The organism is Hongsoonwoonella zoysiae, assembly GCF_013266695.1.
GTDB lineage: Bacteria > Pseudomonadota > Alphaproteobacteria > Rhizobiales > Stappiaceae > Hongsoonwoonella > Hongsoonwoonella zoysiae.
On sequence record NZ_JABRXF010000001.1, the window covers coordinates 1,861,353 to 1,884,810 of the forward strand.

Genomic DNA, 23,458 nt, shown 5'->3' on the forward strand with positions numbered 1-23,458 from the left:
GAGTGTCCGTCAGGCTGAAAGGAACTTGTCCCAGGCATCCAGGACATCGTCGAACGTGGCGAGATCGCCATCGGCTTCGGTCGGCCAGAGCGGAAGCGGTTGGCCTCCGGTCGAGGCCTCGAAGAAGCCGGTGATGTCGTCATGTGGCTGGATGTCTAGGATTTCCTGGTTGAGCATGCCGATCGCCTTGGCGTTGGTTACGCCGGTGGCGTTGACGTTCGCCGTGTGGGCCTGGGCTTCGGCGCTCATGGCGTGGTTCAGCAGTGCATAGGTATCGTCCGGGTTCGGATTGTCCTTGACGATCGCCATGCAGTCGATGGGAACATGGGCGCCTTCCTTGGGCACCGTCCAGCGGATGTCGGCTCCCTTGCCCTTGGCCCAAAGCTGCACCGGCACCCAGCCCTGAGAAATCCAGATCTCGCCGCTGGCGAGAAGGTCGGTCAGTTCGCCGTAGCTGGAGACGACGGTGCGGGCGTGGTTTTTCTTCACCTTGATCAGGAAGTCGAGAACCTCCTTCAGCTCCGCGCGGGATATTCGCGTGGCGTCCTTGCGCCCGGTGACCGCCAGCGAGAAGCACACCATCATCGAGATCATGTCGTTGGTCATGCCGACCTTGCCCTTGTACTCGGGCTTGAGGATGTCGAACCAGGATTCCGGCGCCTCCGGAATGTGGGCGGGATTGTACATCAGCGGAATGATCGTCCACACGAACGGCAGCGCGTAGACCTCGCCGTTGTGGCGAACGCCCTCGTTGTTCTGGAAGAACGGGTCGAGTTCGCTGAAGTTTGGAATGCGCGCAAGGTCGATCGGCGCCAGCATGCCCACTTCCGCCATCAGCGCGGTATAGGCGGTATCGGGCGTGACGATGTCCATGTTGCCCTTGCCACCGCTGGCGATGACGGTCATGGCGTGGCCGTTGTCGTTCTGGAAGGTCGGGCTGAGGGTGATGTTTTGCGACGCGGCGAAGTCGCCGGCGCTGAAGGCCTCCTCATACCCTTGCCAGCCCATGTAGCGCACGTTGCCGGCGGCGAAACCGGCGCTGGGAAAGCCCGTGGCGGCCAGGCCCGCGCCCGCCGCCATCAGCCCGGTGAACTGACGGCGTGTCATGGAAGATCCCATCGTGCGGATACGCATCATACCGTTCGGATAGGATTCAATCAGTCCGGCTTTCTTCAGCTTGTCCAGAAGTCTCGTCATTGATCTTCTCCCTGCCCTCTGTGATCGGCGGTATTTTCTTTTCGTTATTTCATGGCTCTGTTCCCGGCCGGGCGTCATTGTCTACCGGTGTCGGCCCTTGTCCTGTTCGCGTAGGAAAGCTCGATGATGGGCGATGTGTCGTAGGGAAGAATGTCTTCGCGCGGCGTCCAGACGCCGTCGGCGATGCACCGGCGCACGTGATCGTTGATCTCGCCCATCGTGGCGAACCAAACGTCTCCCTTCGACATGATGTATTCGAGAATTTCGATCAGCATCTTGGCGCGCGACGTCCGCCCGCTCAGGAAGGGGTGCCAGACGCTCAGCCACATGCCACCGTTTTCATATTGCGCGTCGAATTCGGCCAGATAGACATTCTTGGCGTTTTGCGGCGACTGAACCGTCATTTCTATGCCGAAATCCCAGTTATGCATGAACTGCGGATAGTCGTCGTTCGCTATGAACTGAGGAATCTCGAGAACATCGCCGATGCGTTCGCGGCTTTTCAGCATGTAGGGTACATCCTCGCCCATCAGCGAAGAATCGTACTCGATGCCGAAGTCGATCAGGTTGGCGAGCGTATGTTTGGAAAATTCGTTCAGCGGTGCGCGAAAACCTCTCGGGCGGAAGCCGAGGTGCTTTTCATAGGCGCGCACCGCCCGCTCGAACCAATAGGCTTCATCCGCCGCGCTTTGCTGGTTGTAGGATTCGTGAATGTAGCCGTGATGGCCGATTTCGTGGCCGCCGCGCACGATCGTCTCTGCAATGGAGGGATAACGCTCGATGCACCAGGCCGGAACGAAAAAGGTCTGGCGGAGGTTGAAATGCTCGTAGATGCGGCAGATTCGCGGCAGCGCCACCTCCACGCCGTATCGCAACAACGATTGTGTCGAGAGGTAGGTGTCGGCCGTATCCGGCTTGGCGATGTGGATCAGGCTGTCCGCGTCGAGATCATAGGTGATCGCGACGGCGCAACGTGCGTTGTTCGGCCACGGGACAGGATTTGCGATCAAGTCCATAACTGCGCTCAAGCCTCAACATTGCGGTTTTCCAAGGGTCGGCCAGACGCAGCGGCAATACAACTAACGAAATCGCAATTGAGAACATATGGATTTTCAATGAAATGATTTTCGCTCGGCAAAAGCTTTGCGGCGCCCCTTTTCAGGCGCGCCGCGTATCGCGTTCATCTGTTGTTGCGCGGGGGAAGAGGTGCGCGTCAGCTTTGATATTCGCCCCGGTCGACATGCAGCGTCTGCCCGCTGACGTCCCTCGCGAGGTCGGAGGCGAAGAAGATGTAGCCGCCGACGATGTCCCGCGCCTCGAGATGCCCTTCGATCGCCTGAAGCGACCAGACGTCATTGCCCACATCTTCGAAGCTGCGCCCGGTTTCTTCGGCGATTTTCCTCACCGAGCGGTTTGAAAATTCGGTGTTGACCCAGCCGGGACACACCGCGTTCACGGTTATCCGTCGCGCGCCCAATTCCTGCGAGAAGCTGCGCATCATCCCGACGAGGCCGTGCTTGGAGCTTGCGTATCCCGACATGCGCGAGATGGCGTATTTCGAATAGGTGGAGGCGGTATAGATAATTCTTCCGCCGTCTGGCATGCGCGCCACGATCTCGCGTGTGACGTAATAGGCGCCCATGAGATTGACGTCGATGATGCGGCGAAACGACTCCTCGACCGAGCGGTCGTCATCGAGCAGCGGCGTCAGGCGTTCGAAGCCGGCGTTGTGAACCAGAATATCGACATTGCCAAGCGGCTCCAGCGCGCCTCGCAGATCTTCGCGGTCGGTGATGTCGCAAAATATCTGGCGCGGCGTACGTCCGCTCACGCGGCTTATGGCGGAAGCCGCTTCGTCAAGCAGGTCGTCGTTCGCCAGAACCGTTACTTCGGCGCCCAACAGCGCGAATTCCTTGGCCACTTCGAAGCCGATGCCGCTGCTCCCGCCGACGACGAGGGCATTCTTGCCGTCGAACCTTAATGCCTTTTCGAACATTTCTGCCCTTCCCCCCGATCAACCGAGAAATTCGCCGCGGTCGACATTGATTGCCTGACCGGTGATGTTCCTTGCCTGCGACGACGCCAGAAAAACATAGAGATCGGCGACGTCGTCCGGCTGCTGCAGGCCCGGCATGCACTGGGTCGCCATAACCTCAGCGAGAATGTCCTCTTCCGGCCGTTCCTGGCGAAGCGACATGTTGCGCAGCGACTTCATCCCCGCGCCGGTCTGCACCCAGCCCGGGCACACGCAATTGACGCGTATGCCGCGCGGTCCCAGTTCGCGCGCGATACTTCGCATGAAACCGATGTTCGCGTGTTTGGAAGCAATATAGGCGCTGAACTCGCCGATCGCGGATTTTCCCCAGACCGAGGCCGTCAGGATGATGCGTCCGCCGGCGGACATGTTTCGCAGCACCGCCCGCGTGACGAGGTAGGTGCCGACGATGTTGATGTCGATGATCCTGCGGAAGATCGCCTCGGTCTCGTCGCTCGGGTCGTCTATGGGGGTGATGATTTCCAGCCCCGCGTTGTTGATGAGCACGTCCACGGCGCCGATGGTGGCCGCCACCTCTTCCACCCGCGCCTTGTCGGTGATGTCGCACGCATGGCCCGTCACCTTGCTCGCCCCGATCCGGTCAAGCCTGGCGACGGCGTCTTCCAGCCCTTCTTCCAGGGCGACTATGTGCAGATCGGCGTTCGCCTTGGCGAAGGCTGTTGCGATCCCGTATCCGATGCCGGTGGACCCGCCCGTCAGCAGGACGGTCTGGCCGGAAAAGTCGATTGTGATTTCGCTCATGTGTCTCTGCGTTGGCGTGCCATCAGGAGTGTTGGTATGACGTGCATGGCGAAACGAAGCCTCCCGCGGCCGGCCGATCGGCCGTGGCGACGGCGCGTTCGTCACGCCAGTTTTTCTTGCGGGTCGTTTGTCCCGCTTTCAGGTTGCGTGTCCGGGCCTTCGGCCGGGATGCGGATTTACGATCGGGAGCTGTTGCCGTGAAAAGCGGCAGCGCTCTCGCAATCGGGACGCGTCCGGGGGTCGATTACCCGTGCCGGATTTCGTTATGTCCGGAGGGGCATGGCGAAAATCGGCCATTCTGACACCGCAAGGGCGCGAAAGGGGGCAGTCCTTTCTGCGATCCGGCATCTTGAGCTGGACGATTTTCGCCATGCCCCGCCAGTTCTTCATGCTCGACGGGCGGCGTTAGCGCAGCTTGCGGATCGCCAGTAAGGAAATGATCACGGCCACGCTCGAAATCGCCAGCAGGATGTCGTGCGAATGGAAATGGACCCCGCTCCCGTGCGCGTGGGAAACCGCCGGCGACAGCAGGAAGGGGATTGAGCAGGCCAGTACCTTCAGGGTTGTGGTCATGAACTGTCCTTTCTGTTTCATCGTTCTGTTGCGGGTTTTCGCTCAGGAGGACGTTGTGCCGCGGTGTCCGAGCTTGCCCGCCGCGACCATGGAGCTGGTGACGTCCAGGATGACCCGCGTGGCAAGCTGCGAGGTGTTGTCGTTGACATCGTAAGGCGGGGACACTTCGACCACTTCCATGCCGCACAAGCCTTCGCGGGCGATGATCTTGATCATCTCGAAGGCTTCCCGCGGCATGAATCCACCGGGTTCTGGAGTGCCCGTTCCCGGCGCGAACGCCGGATCGATGGAATCGATATCGAACGAAAGATAGACCGCCTTGGCGTCTTTCCACGCCAGCTCAAGGGCGATTTCGGCCGTCTTGGCCGCGCCCATGCTTTCCACGTCATGCATGGTCAGCACGCTGGAGCCGCGCTCGTGGGCGACCTGCGATCCGGGGCGGGAGCCGTACCACCCGCCGATGCCGATCTGGACGAGGTTCTTCGGCGGGCAATTGGCGAGGCCGACGTCGTGCATGTGGCTGTGATCGTGATGCTGGCCGGGCCCATGCGTGTGTGCCCGCGCGTCCGGATGGTTGTTGGACGTCCAGTACCAGGGGGTTGTGTGCATCCTTTCGTCCATGTCCATCGCCTGCATGTCGATGTGCCGGTCGAAATGGATGATGCCCACGTTCCCGTCGATGTGGGGGGCGATACCGCGTACGTTCGGGTAGCCGAGCGAGTGGTCGCCGCCGCAGATGATCGGAAATGCGCCTGACGTGTAGATATGCGAGATGGCTTTCGAGACCTGGTCGAAGGTCTTTTCTATATTGCCGGGAATGACGAAGACGTCGCCCGCGTCGCAAAGGTCCAGTTCCTCGGTAAGGTCGACGCCCTGATCCACGGAATATCCGTCGTAAAGCGCGGATATGCGCCGCACGGCCTGCGGGCCGAAGCGCGTGCCCGGCCGATAGGTCGTGCCCGTATCGAAGGGCACGCCCACGAAGGCGGCCTCGAAGTTCCCCACCTTCGAGATATCTTCGCAGTAGGGCGCGCGCATGAATGTGTTGATCCCGGCGAAAGCGGGCTGGCTGCCGCGCGCGAAGAGCGAGATCGAGCGGTCGTTGATGGAATCGGCCGCCTCCAGCCCGTACTTGAGCTGATGCTCGATTTCTTCTTGCTGTTTCGTCTTCGGCAGGCGTGAAATTTCCCGCAATTTTCTTGTGCCGTCGAATTCGCGTGTGGAATCGTCAGTCATCGAACGCACCCGTCTTTTCTGTCTCTACGGCATGATTACGATTTGCCGCGAGCTGGAAAACTGTTCGAATTGCAATTCATTGCATCATCGAAAGTGATGGTTCGTTCGCGCGGCGGTCCGGCGGGCGGTGGCCGGGCCCGCGCTCGTGCCGCCGCCGATGCGGATTTGTCCATTTTGAATCGCATGAGGTCCATTTTCGCGCAGATGCGACGGGCCGTGCAGGCCAAGAATATCCGCCCGATAGGAAAGGAGCGGATGTGGCTTACTCGGCATTTCGGATCGCGCTGGAGGCTATAAGGGGCCACGCCGGTTGGTCCCCCGTTTGGCGCGACGCAACACCCCGGGCGGAATACGACGTCATCGTCATCGGCGGGGGAGGGCACGGCCTCGCCACGGCCTATTATCTTGCGAAGGCGTTCGGCGTCGCGCGCGTCGCGGTTCTGGAAAAGGGGTGGCTCGGCGGCGGCAATGTCGGGCGCAATACCACCATCATTCGCTCCAACTACCTCCTCGACGCAAATGAGCCGTTTTACGAATTTTCCCTGAAGCTGTGGGAAGGGTTGTCGCGAGAGCTTAACTACAACGCGATGGTCAGCCAGCGCGGTGTCCTGAACCTTTATCACTCGGATGCGCAGCGCGATGCCTTCGTGCGTCGCGGTAACGCCATGTTGCTGCATGGGGCGGACGCAGAGTTGCTGGACACGGAAGGCGTGCGCGAACTGGCGCCGTTTCTGAACTTTGAAAACGCGCGATTTCCCGTGAAGGGAGGTTTGCTGCAGCGGCGTGGCGGCACCGCGCGTCATGACGCGGTTGCCTGGGGTTATGCGCGCGGCGCAAGCCGGCTTGGTATCGATATCGTCCAGAATTGCGAGGTCACCGGATTCCGCTTGAAGGAGGGACGCTGCGTGGGGGTGGAGACCACGCGCGGGCCGATCGCCGCGCGTACGGTGGGCTGCGCGGTGGCGGGTTCCTCGAGCCGTCTGATGGGCCTGGCGGGCCTGCGGTTGCCGTTGGAAAGCCACGTGCTCCAGGCGTTCGTGACCGAAGGTTTGAAACCGTGCGTTCCGGGCGTCATCACCTTCGGCGCCGGGCATTTCTACGTCAGCCAGTCCGACAAGGGCGGGCTCGTCTTCGGCGGGGATATCGACGGTTACAATTCCTATGCGCAGCGCGGCAACCTGCCGGTGGTCGAGGATGTCTGCGAAGGCGGAATGGCGCTGATGCCGATGATCGGCCGCGCCAAGGTCCTTCGCATGTGGGGCGGCAACGTCGACATGTCGATGGACGGTTCGCCCATTATCGACCGTACGCCCGTGGACGGTCTCTTTCTCAACGGCGGCTGGTGTTACGGCGGCTTCAAGGCCACGCCGGCGAGCGGCTGGTGTTTCGCGCATCTTCTCGCGACCGGCGAGCCGCATCCGTTAGCCGCGCGCTACAGGCTGGGCCGTTTCCTCACCGGCGACCTGATCGACGAAAAAGGCATGGGCGCCCAGCCCAACCTTCATTGAGGCCTGATCCGCATGATTATCGAACATCCGCTTCTGGGACCGCGCGACGCGCAGGAATTCGTCTACTTGGGGGACGCCTCCCTGATCGACCGCCCGGATGGCATGGCGGAGGATTCAGTCGAGTGTTTTCACGACTACCTCTACCTCCGCTCCAATCCGGCGGGCCTTCACCGCGAGCTGTGGTTTCATGAAGGCGGCGACCGGTCGTGGCTCGTCGTCACGCGCGACACCGTGACCCATGAAATCGTGAAGGTCGAACTCGCGGCCGATGTCGCCCGGCAAAGGGGGCGTTGTCGATGAGCGCCCCGAACCGCCTTTCGCACCGCCTTCCGGGCGGCCTGATCGACAGGAAGCGCACGCTCTCCTTCCGCTTCGATGGCCGCGAATATCATGGTCATCCCGGCGATACGCTCGCCTCCGCGCTTCTCGCCGGCGGCCGGATGCTGATGGGCCGTTCGTTCAAGTATCATCGCCCGCGCGGTCCCTTGACCGCCGGCTCGGAAGAGCCCAACGCGCTGGTGGAACTGGGCGGCGGCGCCTGTCGGGAGCCGAACGCCCGGGCGACGACCACCGAGCTTTTCGACGGACTCGAGGCCCGGAGCCAGAACCGCTGGCCGTCACTGTCGTTCGACGTTCTGGCCGTGAACGATCTTCTCGCGCCCTTCCTGACTGCGGGCTTCTACTACAAGACGTTCATGTGGCCGCGCTCGTTCTGGGACAAGGTCTACGAACCGGCGATCCGCCGTGCCGCCGGCCTCGGGCGTCTGTCGGGCGCTGCCGATCCGGACGTCTATGACAAGGGCTTCCTGCATTGCGACCTTCTCGTGGTGGGCGGCGGTCCCGCCGGACTGACGGCGGCCCTTGCCGCCGCGCGCGCCGGCGCAAGGGTGATCCTCGCGGAGGAGGATTTCCGGTTCGGCGGCCGTCTCAACTGCGATGCCGGCCTGTTTCTCGGCGCCGATCAGCAGGACTGGATTTCGGCTTGCGTGGAAGAGCTTTCCTCGCTCGAAAACGTTCGCCTGATGCCACGCACGATGGTGTTCGGCGCCTTCGATCACGGCATCTTCGGCGCGCTGGAGAATAATCCCCCGCAAGCGGCATCGGGGCCCAGGCAGGTGCTGTGGCGTATCTACGCCAGGCGTACCGTGCTTGCCGCGGGCGCCGTCGAGCGGCCGATCGCATTCGCCGACAACGATCGCCCGGGCATTATGCTTGCCGGGGCCGTGCGCGCCTATGCTAACCGCTGGGCCGTGGCCGTGGGCAGGCAGGTTGTCGTCTTCACCAACAATGACGACGGCTACAGGACGGCGGCGGACCTGATGGCGAAAGGCGTCGAGGTTCCGGCGATTGTCGATACGCGCTCCGATGCCGCCGTCGATGTCGGCGTGCCTGTTTTCGCGGGCGCCGCCGTCGTCGGCACGTCGGGCCGCTTGCGTTTGAGCGGAGTGAAACTGCGCCTTTCTTCGGGCGAGGAGCGTTCGTTGAAATGCGACGCGCTCGCGCTCGGCGGTGGCTGGAATCCGAACCTGCATCTCACCTGCCATCAGGGGCATCGCCCCGTCTGGCGGGAGGATATCGCGGCCTTTGTGCCCGGCAAGGCCGGTCCTCCCGGCCTTCGCGCCGCCGGGGCGGCCTGCGGCGCGTTCTCCACGGCGAATGCGCTGGAAGGCGGCCGCGATGCCGCCAACGACGCGCTGGAGGACCTGGGTTTTCGCCGGCAGGACGTGAAGCTGCCGGAGGCGGAGGGCCGGACGCCGTCCATTGTCGCTTTCTGGCATGTGCGTTCGAAGGGCGGGCGCGCCTGGGTCGATTTCCAGAACGACGTGACGGTGAAAGATGTGGAGCTTGCGCATCGCGAGAACTTCCGCTCCGTGGAGCACCTGAAGCGCTACACCACGCTTGGCATGGCGCCCGACCAGGGCAAGACCGCGAATGTGATCGGACTTGCGGTGATGGCGGAACTGAGCGGGCGTACCATCCCCGAAACGGGCACGACGACCTTTCGGCCCCCCTATGCGCCGGTTTCGGTCGCCGCATTCGCCGGCCGCTCGACGGGGGAGGATTTCCGCCCGCGCCGTCTGACGCCGTCGCACGACTGGGCGGCGGAGCAGGGCGCGCATTTCGTCGAGGCGGGCTTGTGGCTGCGCGCGCAATGGTTTCCGAGGCCGGGCGAAAGCCACTGGCGCCAGACGGTGGACCGCGAGGTTCTGGCGACGCGCGGCTCCGTCGGGATTTGCGACGTGAGCACGCTCGGCAAGATCGACGTTCAGGGGACGGACGCCGCAGCCTTTCTTAACCGGGTCTACTGCAACGGCTTCGCGAAACTTCCCGTTGGCCGGGTCCGCTACGGGCTGATGCTGCGTGAAGACGGCATGGCGATGGATGACGGCACCACCGCGCGGCTGGCGGAGGACCATTTCGTCACCACCACGACGACGGCGAACGCGGTCGCCGTCTTCCGCCATATGGAGTTCTGCCGTCAAAGCCTGTGGCCGGGGCTTGACGTGCAACTGGTTTCGACGACGGAAGCCTGGGCGCAATTCGCGGTCGCGGGCCCGAATTCCCGGCGCGTTCTTCAAAGGGTCGTCGATCCTGAGTTCGATATTTCCAATGAGGCCTTTCCCTTCATGGCCTGCGGCGAAATCACGGTCTGCGGCGGCCTCAGGGCGCGCCTTTTCCGGATTTCCTTTTCCGGCGAGCTTGCCTACGAGATCGCAGTGCCCACCCGCTATGGCGATGGCTTGATCAGGCGCCTCATGGAGGCGGGCAGGGATTTCGACATCACACCCTACGGAACCGAGGCGCTGGGCGTCATGCGCGTGGAAAAGGGCCATGCCGCCGGCGGTGAATTGAACGGAACGGTCACGGCCCGCAACCTGGGCATGGAGCGGATGGTTTCCGCCAAGAAGGACAGCATCGGCGCGCCTCTTTCGCGGCGCGAAAGCCTGTCTGGCGAGGATGTCCTGAAGCTCGTGGGCTTTTGTCCGCTCGACCCGGCGCAGCCTCTTGTGGCGGGGTCGCATCTGCTGCCCGAAGGCGCTGCGGCCCAGGCGTCCAACGATCAGGGCTATCTCACCTCGGCGGTCTATTCGCCGACGCTCGCCACACCGATCGCGCTCGGGTTCCTGAAGCGCGGGGATGCGCGTTTGGGCGAGGTCGTAGATGTCGCCAATCCGCTCATGGGAACGCGCGTCAGGGCGCGCGTCGTCTCACCGCATTTCTTCGATCCGGAAGGAGGGCGCCTGCGTGTCTGATGATCTTCTCAAACCACGTTTCCCGCTCGGCGGGGCCAGTCCCTTTCGATCGGAATATGAAGGCTTTTCCATTTCGGAATCGATGGCGAATTCGTTCGTCTGGCTCGCCTGCCGCTTGAACCGGCAGGCGGATTTCGAGCGGATGGCGCGCGAGGTTTTCGGCTTTGCCATGCCGGGCCCGGGCGGGCTTGCCCGGCGTAGCGCCTACTCCACGTTCTGGACCGGGCCGGGCCAATGGATGGTCGTGGCGCCTTTCTCCTGCCATCGCGATCTCGAAACGCTGATGAAGGAAGGCTTCGGCCCCTCGGCGTCCGTGACGGACCAGACGGATGCCTGGCTCAGACTGGATCTGGAAGGGGTCGCCTGCCATACCGTGCTTGAAAGGCTGGTCGCGCTGCCGCTTCATACGGTGGGTGAGGGATCGGCGCACCGCGTGAGCGTCCATCACACCGGGTGCTTTCTCGGCTGCCTGGGCATGGCGGACCGTTATTTTCTGCTTGCGCCGCGGTCTTCCGCCCGCTCGGTGTTCCATGCCTTGCGCCAGGCGGCGGAAAGCGTGCTCACGCCATTGGCAGCGCCCCGGCATCCTCCGGTGTCAGGCCTGTCCGGTGGCGGCGCTCCGCACCGGGGCTGATGCCGAATTCGCGCCGGTAGTGCCGTTTCAGGCTGGCCGTGCGCGCATAGCCTATGGCGTTGGAAATGCGCGGCAGCGGCGTATCGGTGTAGCGGATCATCTGCCGCGCCAGCTTCAGTCGCTCCAGCCGGTAATAGCGGTGCGGCCCCAGCCCGGTGTGTTTTACGAACATGCGTTCCAGATGGCGGATCGAAACGCCGAGCCTTCGCGCGACCTCGCAAATGCCGAGCGGCTCTTCCATGTTCTCGCGAAACAGCCGGACCGCGCTTCTCACGGGTTCGGGCAGGATTTCGTGGGTGGCCGTCGTTCGCGTGGCCGGTATGCGCTGGGCAAAGTCTTCGTCGCGGCTGAAATGGTGCTGGAACCAGCAGCCGACCTCGTTGGCGATCTCCATCCCCAGGCGCTTTTCGATCAGCATGAGCATGAGGTCGAATACCGCCGAGGAGCCGGAGGCCGTCATGCGCCGTCCGTCTATGGAAATCACCGAGCTTTCGGCCAGAACGTCCGGGAACTCATGCCTGAATGCGCCGTCGTAGCACCAGTGGACGCTGCATCGGTGGCCGTTCATCACGCCGGCGCGCGCAAGCGGGAATATCCCGCCGCTGAACCCCCCGACAACCGTGCCGTGGCTCAGGAGATAGCGCAGCCGCGCATCGGCCGCTTTCCGGTTTTCGAATTCGCCGGTGGGTGAGGACAGCAGGAACAGGTAATCGCCGTCGTCGGCCTCTTCCAGCGTACGGTCGGGGGTGAAGGTGACCCCGGCGCTGCAGGTGACGCTTTGCCCGCTTTCGGCGATGATCTTCCAGCGAAAGACCTCTTGTCCGGATATTTCGTTCGCCGCGCGCAGCGGTTCGATCGCCGATGTGAGGCATGCCATCGGAAATTCGGGTAGAATCAGGAAACCTAGATCGATCGGATCTGCGTTGTCGTGATACATTGTTTTATCATGAAGGGAAAAATTTATTCCTTCAAGGGGTGATTTACGCTTGGTTGTTTTCACCATCGGGTTTAGAGAGACGATGCGCAAAGGTCTTCTGCTAGGAAATATTCGTCCCGGCGATCGTTGAACGCCTTGGTTTCAGGGCCTTTTCCGCTCTCAATGGCCGGATTCGACGGTTACCGGCCGTGGGGTATGGAGAGAATATGAGCAAAAGAACACGTCTGACCCAGAATCCACATGGCACGGGCGAGGCCGGGCACAAGGTTCTGGAGGTTGCGATCGGGCGCGCCGTTCGCAAGCAGCGGCGCCAGCAGGGTCTGACCGTCTCCGAACTTTCGAAGCTCACGGATCTTTCGGTCGGCATGCTGTCGAAAATCGAAACGGGCGCGACGTCGCCGTCGCTGACGACGCTGCAAACCCTGTCGAGGGCATTGCGCGTGCCGCTGACGTCGTTCTTCAGGGGGTTCGAGGAAAAGCGCGAAGTCGTCCACACGCCCGCCGGGCAGGCCGTGGAGGTGGAAAGGGCGGCGACCCGCGCCGGCCATCAGTACAACCTCCTGGGCCATATCACGTCGAACGGCAGCGGCATCGTCGTTGAACCCTACATGATCACCCTGACGAAGGAATCCGATGTTTTCCCGAGCTTCCAGCACGGCGGACTGGAATTGCTCTACATGCTGGAGGGCGAGATCGATTATCGCCACGGTGATTCCGTGTTTCGGCTGAAGCCGGGCGATACGCTGTTTTTCGAAGCCGATGCTCCGCACGGGCCGGACAAGCACTACAAGCTGCCGGCGCGCTTCCTGTCGATCATCAGCTACCCCACGGCAGATTAGGTCGTTATCCGCATCCGTTTAGCTGCTTTTTGAAATGCTTCTCCCCTTGGCTCCGGCTTTCGGGCGGCCTCAAATCTGCAAGAAAATTATCACCGTAGGAATAATTTATTCATATGAGTTGCGTCCGTCGCGAATTGGAGTTACGCTTTCAGCGAAGATTGCTTCCTGGAGCGTATGCCATGTGCGGAATTGTCGGTCTTTTCCTGAAAGACAGATCCCTTCAACCGGAGCTCGGCAGTCTCCTTTCGGACATGCTGGTGACGATGACCGAGCGCGGGCCCGACAGCGCGGGGATCGCGATATACGGCGCTGATAGCGGGGCGGAAGGCCGGCTGACTATTCAGGCGGACGATCGCGGTACGGATTTCGACGCCGTTGCGGCAAGGCTCGGCGAAATCGCGCAGGCCCGCGTTACGGCGCACCGGCGCGACAGCCATGCGGTGCTCGTGTGCCCGCCGGCCGCGGTTGACGCGGTGAGGGAAGCCCTTGAACGAACCTTTCCCGAAATCACGTTGATGAGCTTCGGCTCGAATATCGAAATCTACAAGGAAACCGGCCTTCCGAGCGATGTCGTCGACCGTTTCGGAATTCGCTCCATGGGCGGAACCCATGGTATCGGCCATACGCGCATGGCGACGGAATCCGCGGTCACGACCTGCGGAGCGCATCCGTTCTCCACGGGCGCGGACGAATGCCTGGTGCACAACGGCTCGCTTTCCAATCACAACCGCCTGCGCTCGGGGCTGGAGCGGGAGGGTATCCGCTTCGCCACGGATAACGACAGCGAAGTGGCGGCGGCCTATCTTTCGGGCAAGATGCGCGACGGAGCGGATCTGGGCGAGGCTTTGAACGCCGCCCTTTCCGATCTCGATGGCTTTTTCACCTTCGTCGTCGGCACGCGCAGCGGTTTCGGCGTGGTGCGTGACCCGATCGCCTGCAAGCCGGCGGTCATGGCGGAGAACGATCGATATGTCGCTTTCGGTTCGGAATATCGCGCCCTGGCCGGTCTGCCGGGCATAGAGGATGCGCGCGTGTGGGAGCCGGAACCCGCCACGGTCTATTTCTGGAGCCATCGCCATGCGGCGGCTTGACCTTGCCGAAACGCCGCTGCGCGAGGTGAACGCGGCCCTCCAGGTGCCTGTTTCGGGCGAAACGTCCTGGGAGATCGTCAATCCTCGCGGCGCGCACGCTCTGGCCGTCGGTCTGGATGCGCCGATCGACGTCGGCATTCGCGGTTCGGCCGGCTATTACTGCGCGGGCATGAACAAGCAGGCGACGGTGCATGTGCATGGTTCCGTCGGGCCGGGTGTGGCGGAAAACATGATGTCCGGCACCGTGATCGTCGAAGGCGACGCGAGCCAGTACGCGGGCGCGACGGGCCATGGCGGCCTTCTGGCGATAAAAGGCAATGCCTCCTCGCGCTGCGGGGTGTCGATGAAGGGCATCGACATCGTTGTTCACGGCGATATCGGCCACAGCTCCGCCTTCATGGCGCAGACCGGCAACCTCGTCGTGCTTGGCGACGCCGGGGATGCGCTGGGCGATTCCATTTACGAGGCGCGGCTTTTCGTGCGCGGCAGCGTACGCAGCCTCGGCGCGGACTGCGTGCAAAAGGAGATGCGGCCGGAACATCTGGAACTGCTCGCCCGCCTTCTCGATCGCGCCGGCGCCGACGCGCGGCCGGAGGAGTTCAAGCGCTACGGTTCGGCGCGCAGGCTTTACAATTTCGACGTTGACAACGCCACGTCCTACTGAGGGTCCTGATGGCCGAAGACACGAAAAACCAACCGCCGCGCACTCCGCCGATTCAATCGGCGACTTTCACGAACGCGGTGAATGCGGAAATCCGCCGGGCTGCCGCCACGGGCATTTATGACATTCGCGGCGGCGGGGCCAAGCGCGCGGTGCCGCATTTCGACGATCTTCTCTTCCTGGGCGCGTCGATCTCGCGCTATCCGCTGGAAGGGTACCGGGAACGGTGCGGTACCGATGTCGTTCTCGGCGGCCGCTTCGCGAAGAAGCCCGTGAAGCTCGATATCCCGGTCACCATCGCGGGCATGAGCTTCGGCGCGCTTTCGGGCCCCGCCAAGGAGGCTCTGGGCAGGGGCGCGAGCGCCGTCGGCACCTCCACGACGACGGGCGATGGCGGCATGACGGAGGAAGAGCGCGGACATTCGAAGACGCTCGTCTACCAGTATCTGCCGTCGCGCTATGGCATGAACCCGGATGACCTGCGCCGTGCCGACGCGATTGAGGTCGTGGTCGGGCAGGGGGCGAAGCCCGGCGGCGGGGGCATGCTGCTCGGCCAAAAGATTTCGGATCGGGTCGCCGAAATGCGCGATCTCCCTCAAGGGGTGGACCAGCGGTCGGCCTGCCGCCATCCGGACTGGACCGGGCCGGACGACCTGGAAATCAAGATCCTCGAGCTGCGGGAAATCACGGGCTGGGAAAAGCCGATCTACGTGAAGGTCGGCGGCGCGCGGCCTTATTACGATACCGCGCTTGCCGCCAAGGCGGGTGCAGATGTCGTCGTGCTCGACGGCATGCAGGGCGGCACTGCTGCCACGCAGGACGTCTTCATCGAGCATGTGGGCCTTCCCACGCTTGCCTGCATTCGTCCCGCCGTCGACGCGCTGCAGGACATGCGCCTTCACCGGAAGGTTCAGCTTGTCGTTTCCGGCGGCATCCGCAATGGCGCGGATGTGGCCAAGGCGCTCGCGCTCGGCGCCGATGCGGTGTCGATCGGCACGGCGGCGCTGATCGCGCTCGGCGACAACGATCCCCGCTGGGAAGAGGAGTACCGCAAGCTCGGCACCACCGCCGGCGCCTATGACGACTGGCATGAGGGCCGGGATCCTGCCGGGATCACCACGCAGGATCCGGAGCTTGCAGCTCGCTTCGATCCCGAGCTCGGCGGCAGGCGGCTTGCCAACTACCTGCGCGTTCTGACGCTGGAGGCGCAGACCATCGCGCGCGCCTGCGGCAAGAGCCACGTGCGCAACCTCGAACCGGAGGACCTGTGCGCTCTGACAGTCGAAGCCGCCGCGATGGCGCGGGTTCCGCTTGCCGGAACAAGCTGGGTGCCTGGGCAGACGATGCTTTGAAGGCGCATTGAAGAAATAACCGAGGAGGGGACAGGATGAACGAGCAACTGTCCGATTTTGCGAAAGAAAGAGGCGTTGAGTATTTCCTGATTTCCTATACCGATCTGTTCGGTGCGCAGCGGGCGAAGCTCGTCCCCGCCGCCGCGATCGACGACATACAGGAAGGCGGTGCCGGTTTCGCCGGTTTCGCGAGCTGGCTCGATATGACGCCCGCCGATCCGGATCTCCTGGCGATGCCGGATTCAGCCTCCGCGATACAGCTTCCGTGGAAGCCGGAGGTTGCCTGGGTCGCGGCCGATTGCACGATGAACGAAAGGCTCGTCGAACAGGCCCCGCGCAACGTGCTCAAGGCTCTTGTCGCGCGTGCGGGTGAACGCGGCATGCGCGTCAAGACCGGGGTCGAGCCGGAGTTCTTTCTTCTGAGCGCCGATGGCAGCGAGATTTCGGACAGCCACGATACGGCGGAAAAGCCCTGTTACGACCAGCAGGCGCTGATGCGCCGCTACGACGTAATCGCGCAGATCTGCACCTATATGCAGGATCTCGGCTGGAAGCCCTATCAGAACGACCATGAGGACGCGAACGGCCAGTTCGAGATGAACTGGGAATTCGACGACGCCCTGGCGACCGCCGACAAGCATTCCTTCTTCAAGTTCATGGTCAAGTCCGTCGCCGAGATGCACGGCCTGCGGGCAACCTTCATGCCCAAGCCGATCGCAGGGCTTACCGGCAGCGGCTGCCATGCGCACATCTCCGTGTGGGACGGTGCGGGTGAGGTCAATCGCTTCGCCTCCCGTGAGGATGAACTCGGCCTTTCCGAAGAGGGGCGTCACTTCCTGGGCGGTATCGTCCGGCATGCGACCGCCTATACGGCCATCACCAACCCGACAGTGAATTCCTACAAGCGCATCAACGCGCCGCGTACGGCATCCGGCGCCACTTGGGCGCCCAACAGCGTCACCTGGTCGGGCAACAATCGCACGCACATGGTGCGCGTACCGGGCCCCGGGCGGATCGAGCTTCGCCTGGCCGACGGCGCGGCCAATCCCTACCTGCTTCAGGCGGTCATCATCGCCGCCGGTCTGGACGGGATCGACACCAGGGCCGATCCGGGCAAGCGTCAAGACATCAACATGTATACCGAGGGTCATCTGGTCGAGGATGCGCCGCGTCTGCCGCTGAACCTTCTCGACGCCCTGCGCGAGCTGGATCGCAATGGCGCGCTGAAAGCCGCTCTGGGCGAGGAGTTCTGCGAGGCCTACCTGAAGCTGAAGAAGGACGAGTGGAACGCCTTCGTCTCCCACTTCTCCCGGTGGGAAAAGGAAAACGCCATCGATATCTGACCGTCGGGGGGCCGGCCTCAGACGTTCTCCCTACCGCGGCAGCCCCACCCTCCATGCCGCGGGACTTGCAAGGGCGGCCTCTGGTCGCCCTTTTTTCCTTGGTGCGTGACGTTTGAACGCCGTTCCCGAGGCTCTGGCCATTGTGTTGCCTGTCAGGCTATAGTCCATTCACATGCATGGAATGATGGTCGGGTGCGATGACGGACATGGGGCGGATGAGCGGGCCGAAACTGAAGTCCGGCGGCGCTGCGGCGCATGAGGCGGACGTCGGCAGCCAGCCGGCGACGCTCGGCGAAATCGGGCTGGACCGTTTCGCGCCTTATCTCATGAATCGGGTGATGGGCCGCTGGAATGCCGATATCCAGAAGGCGCTGCGTGAATTCGGGCTGACGACCGCGCAGATGCGAGCGCTTGCCGTGCTTTCGGTCATTCCGGGCCTCACGATCATGGAGTTGTCCGTCTATACGGTCACCGAGCAGTCGACCATGAGCCGCACGCTCGACGGTCTGGAATCTCAAGGCTTCGTACGGCGCGTTGCGCGTGCCGACGACGCCCGCGCGCGGGAGATTTTCCTGACCGACGCGGGGGCCGCAGCCTTCGCTCGTGTCTGGCCGTTGATGCGCGATGCTTACGAGAAAATGCTTGCCGGCATCGGCGAGGAAGAGCGCGAGGCGTTTTTGGGCACCTTGCGCAGGATCGTCCGCAACGTCCGGCGGCATAATCTTTGACGGGGCTTGATTATCGCGATTGACCGTACGGTTGGTTTAAGCTTAAATATATGCATATGGATATAATCGAGCCTTGGCTCCAATTGACGTGAGGAGAGGCAATTGGCCGAACGGTCCTTCGCGAGGGAAGTGGAGCAATTGCGCGTCGGCGCCGGCGAGGAGTTCCACGGCGAAGGCATCCTCGCGATCACAAAGGCGCTGCTCCAATGCGGCGTCGGTTACGTCGGCGGCTACCAGGGCGCGCCGATCTCGCATCTGATGGATGTGTTGGCGGACGCAGAGGAACTCCTCGGCGAATATGGCGTTCGCTTCGAGGCGAGCGCTTCGGAAGCGACCGCCGCTGCAACCCTTGCCGCTTCCGTGCATTACCCGATCCGGGGCGCCGTTACCTTCAAGTCGACGGTCGGCCTGAACGTCGCCTCCGATGCGCTAGCCAATCTCGCCTCCGGCGGGGTGACGGGCGGCGCCCTTCTCATCATCGGCGAGGATTACGGCGAAGGCTCCTCCATCATGCAGGAGCGCAGTCATGCCTTCGCCATGAAGTCGCAGGTCTGGCTTTTGGACCCGCGCCCCAATCTCCCGTCCATCGTCAAGGCGGTGGAGGATGGGTTTGCGCTCAGCGAAGCGTCCAACACGCCGGTCATGCTCCAGGTGCGCATTCGTGCGTGCCATGTCACCGGTTCCTTCATTGCGAAGGACAACCAGCGCCCGCCGATGACGGTGGCGGAAGCGCAGAATGCGCCCCGGCGCGACACGCAGCGCGTCGTCCTCCCGCCCGCGTCTTACCAGCATGAGCAGGAAAAGATCGCGAAGCGCTGGCCGGCGGCGGAAGCCTTCATCCGCGAGCACGGGCTGAACGAACGTTTCGGGCCCGATGAGGCGCCCGTCGGCATCGTCCTTCAGGGCGGCATGTACAACGGCGTCATTCGCGCACTGCAACGCCTCGGCCTGGCCGATATCCATGGGCAGACCAGCGTTCCCCTTTATGTGCTCAACGTCACCTATCCGCTGATCGAGAGCGAGTTCCTTGAATTCTGCGAGGGCAAGCGTTCGGTTCTCGTCGTGGAAGAAGGCCAGCCGGATCATATCGCGCAAAGCTTCGGCGCGATGCTCCACAAGGCCGGCTCGGATGTGAAGCTTACGGGCAAGGATTACCTGCCGATGGCGGGCGAATATACCGGCCGCGTCATGCTGGAGGGGATTGGCAAGTTCCTGCGCGCCCACGGGGCCGAACTTCTTCCCGATGCCGCGCGTGCGCCCAACGAGCCGCAACCGTCAAAGCCGGACGCGCGGGATCTTTCAGGCGTCGTGCCGCCGCGCCCGCCGGGCTTTTGCACGGGCTGTCCCGAACGGCCGATCTTCGCTGCCACCAAGCTTGTCGAGCAGGAACTGGGCTCCCATCATATCGCGGGCGACATCGGCTGCCATCTCTTTGCCTCGCTGCCGCCGTTCGAGATCGGTTCGTCGACCATGGGTTACGGTCTCGGTCCGGCCTCCGCTTCCGCCTTCAACGCGCCGGGCGCGAAACGCACGATCTCCTTCATCGGCGACGGCGGCTTCTGGCACAACGGCTTGAATTCCTCCATCGGCAACGCGGTCTACAACAAGGCCGATGGCGTCATCGTCATAGTTGACAACAATTATTCGGCCGCCACCGGCGGACAGGACATCCTGTCGACGCGCGCGCCGAACGCAAGCCGCTCTACGGGCCATTCCATCGTCGATGCGGTAAAGGGGCTTGGCGTTCAATGGGTGCGCCATATCGACCGCACCTATGACGTGCCGAAAATGCGCGACACATTGCGCGAGGCGCTGACGACCGACGTTACGGGTCCGAAAGTCATCGTCGCCTCGTCGGAATGCATGTTGAACCGGCAGCGGCGCGAAAAGCCGCTTGAGACGAAGGCGATCAGGTCGGGCGCACGTGTCGTCAAGCCGCGCTTCGGCGTGGATGAGGACGTATGCACTGGCGATCATGCCTGCATGCGGCTTTCCGGCTGCCCCTCGCTCACGGTGAAGCATCTCGACGATCCGCTGAGGGACGATCCTGTCGCCCATATCGACGAAAGCTGCGTGGGCTGCGGCAATTGCGGCGAGGTGGCGGATGCCGCCGTGCTCTGCCCCTCTTTCTACCGTGCCGATGTCGTTCACAACCCGCGCCCGTTCGAGCGTTGGCTGTCGCGCGTTCGTGCGCGCCTCATCGCCCGGCTTCAGGCGCGCCGGGCAAAGCGCCGCCTCATGTTTGATGAGGTGTCGGCATGACGGTTCAACCGCGCGAGGTCCACACTCAAATGGCCGGCGTGGTGAAGATCGCCGTGCTTGCGCTGGGCGGGCAGGGGGGCGGCGTTCTCTCCACGTGGATCGCCGATCTCGCGCGACGTCGCGGCTGGCTGGCGCAGGTCACCTCCGTTGCCGGCGTCGCGCAGCGTACGGGTGCGACGATCTATTATATCGAGGCCATGCCGGATGCGGGCCGCGCGCCTGTTTTCGCGCTGTCTCCGTCGGAAGGCGATGTCGATATCCTGCTTGCGGCGGAAATGATGGAGGCCGGCCGCGCAATCCAGCGCGGCTTCGTCACGCCGGACCGCACGGTGTTGATCGCCTCATCGCATCGTGCCTATGCGACCGCTGAAAAAACGGTGCCGGGAGATGGGCTCGCCTCATCGGAGGAGGTCGCGACGGCTGCCACAATCGCCGCGAAGGAGCTTGTCCTCTTCGACATGCAGAAGATCGCCGAGGATGCGGGTAGCGTCATTTCGGCAAGCCTCTTCGGCGCGCTCGGCGGCTCCGGCGCGCTGCCGTTTCCCCGTTCGGAATATGAGGCGACGATCCGCGCAAGCGGGCGCGGCGTGGACGCGAGCCTCAAGGCTTTCGCCGACGCCTGGGCACTTGCGGAAAATGGCGAGGCTCCGCAACACGACGATGCCACCGCTACGACGCACTTTATTGCCGAACCGCAAGGCCCCACGAAGGCGCTTGAGGAATGGCGCAAGCTTGAAGCGCGCGTCGCCGCGCTGCCGGAGCCTGCGCGGACCATGGCTCACGCGGGCCTCAGGAAGGTCGTGGATTTTCTCGACCCCGCCTATGGCGCGGAATATATGGACAGGCTCGATCAGGCGCTTGCGCTCGACAGCGCGGATCGTGGCTGGACGCTTGTCGAACGCGCGGCGAAATATCTCGCCAATGCGATGGTTTATGACGATGTCATCCGCGTTGCGGACCTGAAGACGCGCAAGGCCCGCTTTTCGCGTATTCGCGGCGAAATGAACGTCGGCGACGATCACGTCCTTCATCTCACGGAATTCATGCATCCGCGTATTGAGGAAGTCGTCGGTGTCCTGCCGGCCGGATGGGCGCGCCGGATCGAGGCCCGCCCGCGCCTTTACCAATGGATCGGCAGGCGTATCGATCGCGGACGGCGCGTGCGCACGGATGGTCTTTTCTGGTTCGGCGCGCTTTATCTCCTTGCCGGGCTTCGCCCCTATCGCCGTTCGCTGCGCCGTCACGAAATCGAGCTTGAGCACCTTGAGCGCTGGTTTGCGCTCGCCCTTGACACGGCAAGGCGCGATTATGCGCTGGGCGCGGAAATTCTCGCCTGCCGCCGGCTGATCAAGGGCTACAGCGACACCCACTCGCGTGGGATCTCGAAGTTTGACCGTGTGCTTTCGGCACTTGACCTGCTCGACGGCCGGGAGGACGCCGCCGACTGGCTGCGCCGCCTGCGCGAGGCCGCTCTTCAGGACGAAAAGGGGGAAGCCCTGGAGGGCGCGTTGAAAACCGTGAAATCCTTCGCGTGAGGAGCGCGAACCGAACAACCGTAAACGGGAGGAACTGAAATGAAACGCATTCTGCTCGCCGCCGCTGTTGCCGCCATAACCGCCTCGCCTGTATTGGCCGAGGAAGTCACGCTTCGCGGCGTCAGCGCCTTTGCCGCCGGCACCACCTTTTCGCGCCCGTTCGAGGCCTTCGTCGAATGGGTCAATGAAAACGGCAAGGGTGTGGTCCAGATCGAGCTTGTCGGCGGGCCGGAAGCCGTCCCGCCGTTCGAGCTTGGCAACGCGGTCTCCACCGGCGTCGTCGACATCGCCAACAACACGACCGCCTATTATCCCAACCTTCTGCCCTGGGGGGACGCGCTGCATCTCGCCACCAACACGGTGCAGGAACAGCGCGAAAACGGCTGCCTCGACCTGATCGACCAGCGCCACCAGCAGGATATGAATGTGAAGTTCCTCGCCCGCACGGGCGATCATATCGAGTTTCACCTCTATCTCACGAAGTCCATCGACAAGCCGGACCTTTCGGGCCTCACGATCCGCACCACGCCGGTCTATCGCGCCATGTTCGAAAAGCTCGGCGCAACGCTCGTTCGCACCGCTCCGGGCGAGGTCTATACCGCGCTTGAGCGCGGCGCGATCGACGGTTACGGCTGGCCGGTTCAGGGCGTGACCGATCTCGGCTGGGACGAGCAGACCAAATACCGCATCGACCCCGGCTTTTATCAGGTCGATGTGAATTTCCTCGTCAATCTCGACAAGTGGAACGAACTGACGGACGAGCAGCGCGCCGTTCTGGAAGAGGGTGCGAAGTGGATCGAGGCGAAGAACGCCGAGAACGTCGACATCAACGCGAAGGAAGCGGCGAAACAGGCCGAGTCCGGCATTGAGACCATCGAGTTTTCGGATGCCGACCGCGATCTCTGGCTTGAAACCGCGCAGACGGAAGGTTGGGCCGCGGTGACGGAGGTCGATGCGGATCTGTCTGAAAAGCTTCAGGCCTGCCTCGTCAAGTAAGGTCCGGCAATGAACCGCTTCGACCGTTCGTTCGATCGGCTCCTGGTCGCGCTCGCCGCTTTGGCGGGCGCGATCTTCGCCGCGATTGCGCTCCTCATTCCCGTGAATGTCGTGCTCAGGAATGCCTTCGACACGTCGATCTACGGCCTGCTGGATGCGATCGAGTACGGCCTGCTCGCCGCGACATTTCTGGCCGCGCCCTGGGTTCTGGCGAAAAACGCCCATGTCACGGTCGATCTTCTGGTCTCAAGTCTCAGGCCTGGTGCAAGACGCATTGCCGATATGGCTGTCAACCTCATGGGTGCCGCCGTTTCCGCGGTCTTTCTCTGGTATGCGCTTGAAGCGCTCGGCCTTTCCTATTCGCGCGGATCGATGATCCGCACAGCCTTCATCATCCCCGAATGGTGGACGCTCACCGTCGCGCCGCTGTCGATGGCGCTCATCTTCGTCGAATTCCTGCGCAAGCTCGCGCGGCCGGCTTCCGGTCAGCGCGCCGCGACCGGCCTTTGAGGACT

At 63.1% G+C, this 23,458-nt stretch carries 22 protein-coding genes; 15 read left to right on the plus strand and 7 right to left on the minus strand.

What is annotated here, in order from left to right; genetic code table 11:
* Positions 1-9 precede the first annotated feature (9 nt).
* From HPQ64_RS08630 to HPQ64_RS08645, 4 genes are all read right to left on the minus strand, one after another.
* Positions 10-1,197, minus strand: coding sequence for an ABC transporter substrate-binding protein (locus HPQ64_RS08630; RefSeq protein WP_172887942.1), 1,188 nt, complete (start codon positions 1,195-1,197; stop codon positions 10-12).
* Positions 1,198-1,271: 74 nt separating this feature from the next.
* A complete protein-coding gene (locus HPQ64_RS08635; RefSeq protein ID WP_210260135.1) occupies positions 1,272-2,213 on the minus strand; it encodes a polysaccharide deacetylase family protein in 942 nt (313 codons plus the stop codon).
* A gap of 197 nt (positions 2,214-2,410) precedes the next feature.
* The gene (locus tag HPQ64_RS08640) at positions 2,411-3,193 is read right to left on the minus strand and encodes an SDR family NAD(P)-dependent oxidoreductase (protein ID WP_172887943.1); all 783 of its coding nucleotides are present in this window, start codon (positions 3,191-3,193) and stop codon (positions 2,411-2,413) included.
* Between the two features lie 18 nt (positions 3,194-3,211).
* Positions 3,212-3,994 carry an SDR family NAD(P)-dependent oxidoreductase gene (locus HPQ64_RS08645; protein ID WP_172887944.1) on the minus strand — a complete coding sequence of 261 codons (783 nt, stop codon included), beginning with the start codon at positions 3,992-3,994 and terminating at the stop codon, positions 3,212-3,214.
* Positions 3,995-4,244: 250 nt separating this feature from the next.
* Here HPQ64_RS08645 and HPQ64_RS08650 point away from each other — a divergent pair, with 250 nt between their 5' ends.
* Complete coding sequence (locus tag HPQ64_RS08650) at positions 4,245-4,403, plus strand: hypothetical protein (RefSeq protein WP_172887945.1); 159 nt, start codon at positions 4,245-4,247, stop codon at positions 4,401-4,403.
* Here the strand turns inward: HPQ64_RS08650 and HPQ64_RS08655 are convergent.
* A complete protein-coding gene (locus tag HPQ64_RS08655; protein WP_172887946.1) occupies positions 4,400-4,567 on the minus strand; it encodes a hypothetical protein in 168 nt (55 codons plus the stop codon). The two genes, HPQ64_RS08650 and HPQ64_RS08655, sit on opposite strands and share 4 nt — an antisense overlap.
* Positions 4,568-4,609: 42 nt before the next feature.
* Positions 4,610-5,803, minus strand: a complete 1,194-nt coding sequence (locus HPQ64_RS08660; protein ID WP_172887947.1) for an agmatinase family protein — start codon at positions 5,801-5,803, stop codon at positions 4,610-4,612.
* A gap of 257 nt (positions 5,804-6,060) precedes the next feature.
* On the opposite strand from HPQ64_RS08660, the gene HPQ64_RS08665 reads away from it, so the two are divergent.
* Genes HPQ64_RS08665 through HPQ64_RS08680 form a run of 4 tightly spaced genes read left to right on the plus strand, consistent with a single transcriptional unit; the run spans position 6,061 to position 11,199 of the window.
* On the plus strand, positions 6,061-7,311 hold the full coding sequence (locus HPQ64_RS08665; RefSeq protein ID WP_172887948.1) for a sarcosine oxidase subunit beta family protein: 1,251 nt from the start codon (positions 6,061-6,063) through the stop codon (positions 7,309-7,311).
* Positions 7,312-7,323: 12 nt separating this feature from the next.
* The gene (locus HPQ64_RS08670; protein WP_172887949.1) at positions 7,324-7,611 is read left to right on the plus strand and encodes a sarcosine oxidase subunit delta; all 288 of its coding nucleotides are present in this window, start codon (positions 7,324-7,326) and stop codon (positions 7,609-7,611) included.
* A complete protein-coding gene (locus HPQ64_RS08675; RefSeq protein ID WP_172887950.1) occupies positions 7,608-10,565 on the plus strand; it encodes a sarcosine oxidase subunit alpha family protein in 2,958 nt (985 codons plus the stop codon). The genes HPQ64_RS08670 and HPQ64_RS08675 overlap by 4 nt, the downstream gene beginning before the upstream one ends.
* Positions 10,558-11,199 carry a sarcosine oxidase subunit gamma gene (locus tag HPQ64_RS08680; protein ID WP_172887951.1) on the plus strand — a complete coding sequence of 214 codons (642 nt, stop codon included), beginning with the start codon at positions 10,558-10,560 and terminating at the stop codon, positions 11,197-11,199. The genes HPQ64_RS08675 and HPQ64_RS08680 overlap by 8 nt, the downstream gene beginning before the upstream one ends.
* Here the strand turns inward: HPQ64_RS08680 and HPQ64_RS08685 are convergent.
* Positions 11,126-12,076, minus strand: coding sequence for a GlxA family transcriptional regulator (locus HPQ64_RS08685; protein ID WP_210260136.1), 951 nt, complete (start codon positions 12,074-12,076; stop codon positions 11,126-11,128). The genes HPQ64_RS08680 and HPQ64_RS08685 overlap by 74 nt on opposite strands.
* A 266-nt stretch (positions 12,077-12,342) precedes the next feature.
* Between HPQ64_RS08685 and HPQ64_RS08690 the strand changes: the two genes are divergently transcribed.
* From HPQ64_RS08690 to HPQ64_RS08735, 10 genes are all read left to right on the plus strand, one after another.
* Complete coding sequence (locus HPQ64_RS08690) at positions 12,343-12,975, plus strand: helix-turn-helix domain-containing protein (protein ID WP_172887953.1); 633 nt, start codon at positions 12,343-12,345, stop codon at positions 12,973-12,975.
* A 179-nt stretch (positions 12,976-13,154) separates the two neighbouring features.
* A complete protein-coding gene (locus HPQ64_RS08695; protein WP_172887954.1) occupies positions 13,155-14,066 on the plus strand; it encodes a class II glutamine amidotransferase in 912 nt (303 codons plus the stop codon).
* Entirely contained in the window at positions 14,053-14,730 is a 678-nt protein-coding gene (locus tag HPQ64_RS08700) for a GltB/FmdC/FwdC-like GXGXG domain-containing protein (RefSeq protein ID WP_172887955.1), read from the plus strand. The genes HPQ64_RS08695 and HPQ64_RS08700 overlap by 14 nt, the downstream gene beginning before the upstream one ends.
* An 8-nt stretch (positions 14,731-14,738) precedes the next feature.
* Complete coding sequence (locus HPQ64_RS08705) at positions 14,739-16,079, plus strand: FMN-binding glutamate synthase family protein (RefSeq protein ID WP_172887956.1); 1,341 nt, start codon at positions 14,739-14,741, stop codon at positions 16,077-16,079.
* Between the two features lie 35 nt (positions 16,080-16,114).
* Positions 16,115-17,422 (plus strand): type III glutamate--ammonia ligase, encoded by a 1,308-nt coding sequence (gene glnT, locus HPQ64_RS08710; protein ID WP_172887957.1) that lies wholly within the window; start codon positions 16,115-16,117, stop codon positions 17,420-17,422.
* Between the two features lie 206 nt (positions 17,423-17,628).
* Positions 17,629-18,150 (plus strand): MarR family winged helix-turn-helix transcriptional regulator, encoded by a 522-nt coding sequence (locus HPQ64_RS08715; protein WP_425483814.1) that lies wholly within the window; start codon positions 17,629-17,631, stop codon positions 18,148-18,150.
* A gap of 102 nt (positions 18,151-18,252) precedes the next feature.
* On the plus strand, positions 18,253-20,412 hold the full coding sequence (locus HPQ64_RS08720; protein ID WP_172887959.1) for a thiamine pyrophosphate-dependent enzyme: 2,160 nt from the start codon (positions 18,253-18,255) through the stop codon (positions 20,410-20,412).
* Positions 20,409-21,947, plus strand: a complete 1,539-nt coding sequence (locus HPQ64_RS08725) for an indolepyruvate oxidoreductase subunit beta family protein (RefSeq protein WP_172887960.1) — start codon at positions 20,409-20,411, stop codon at positions 21,945-21,947. The genes HPQ64_RS08720 and HPQ64_RS08725 overlap by 4 nt, the downstream gene beginning before the upstream one ends.
* 39 nt (positions 21,948-21,986) lie before the next feature.
* Positions 21,987-22,943, plus strand: coding sequence for a TRAP transporter substrate-binding protein DctP (gene dctP, locus HPQ64_RS08730; protein WP_172887961.1), 957 nt, complete (start codon positions 21,987-21,989; stop codon positions 22,941-22,943).
* 9 nt (positions 22,944-22,952) lie between these two features.
* Positions 22,953-23,453, plus strand: coding sequence for a TRAP transporter small permease (locus tag HPQ64_RS08735; RefSeq protein ID WP_172887962.1), 501 nt, complete (start codon positions 22,953-22,955; stop codon positions 23,451-23,453).
* The last annotated feature ends 5 nt before the right edge of the window (positions 23,454-23,458 follow it).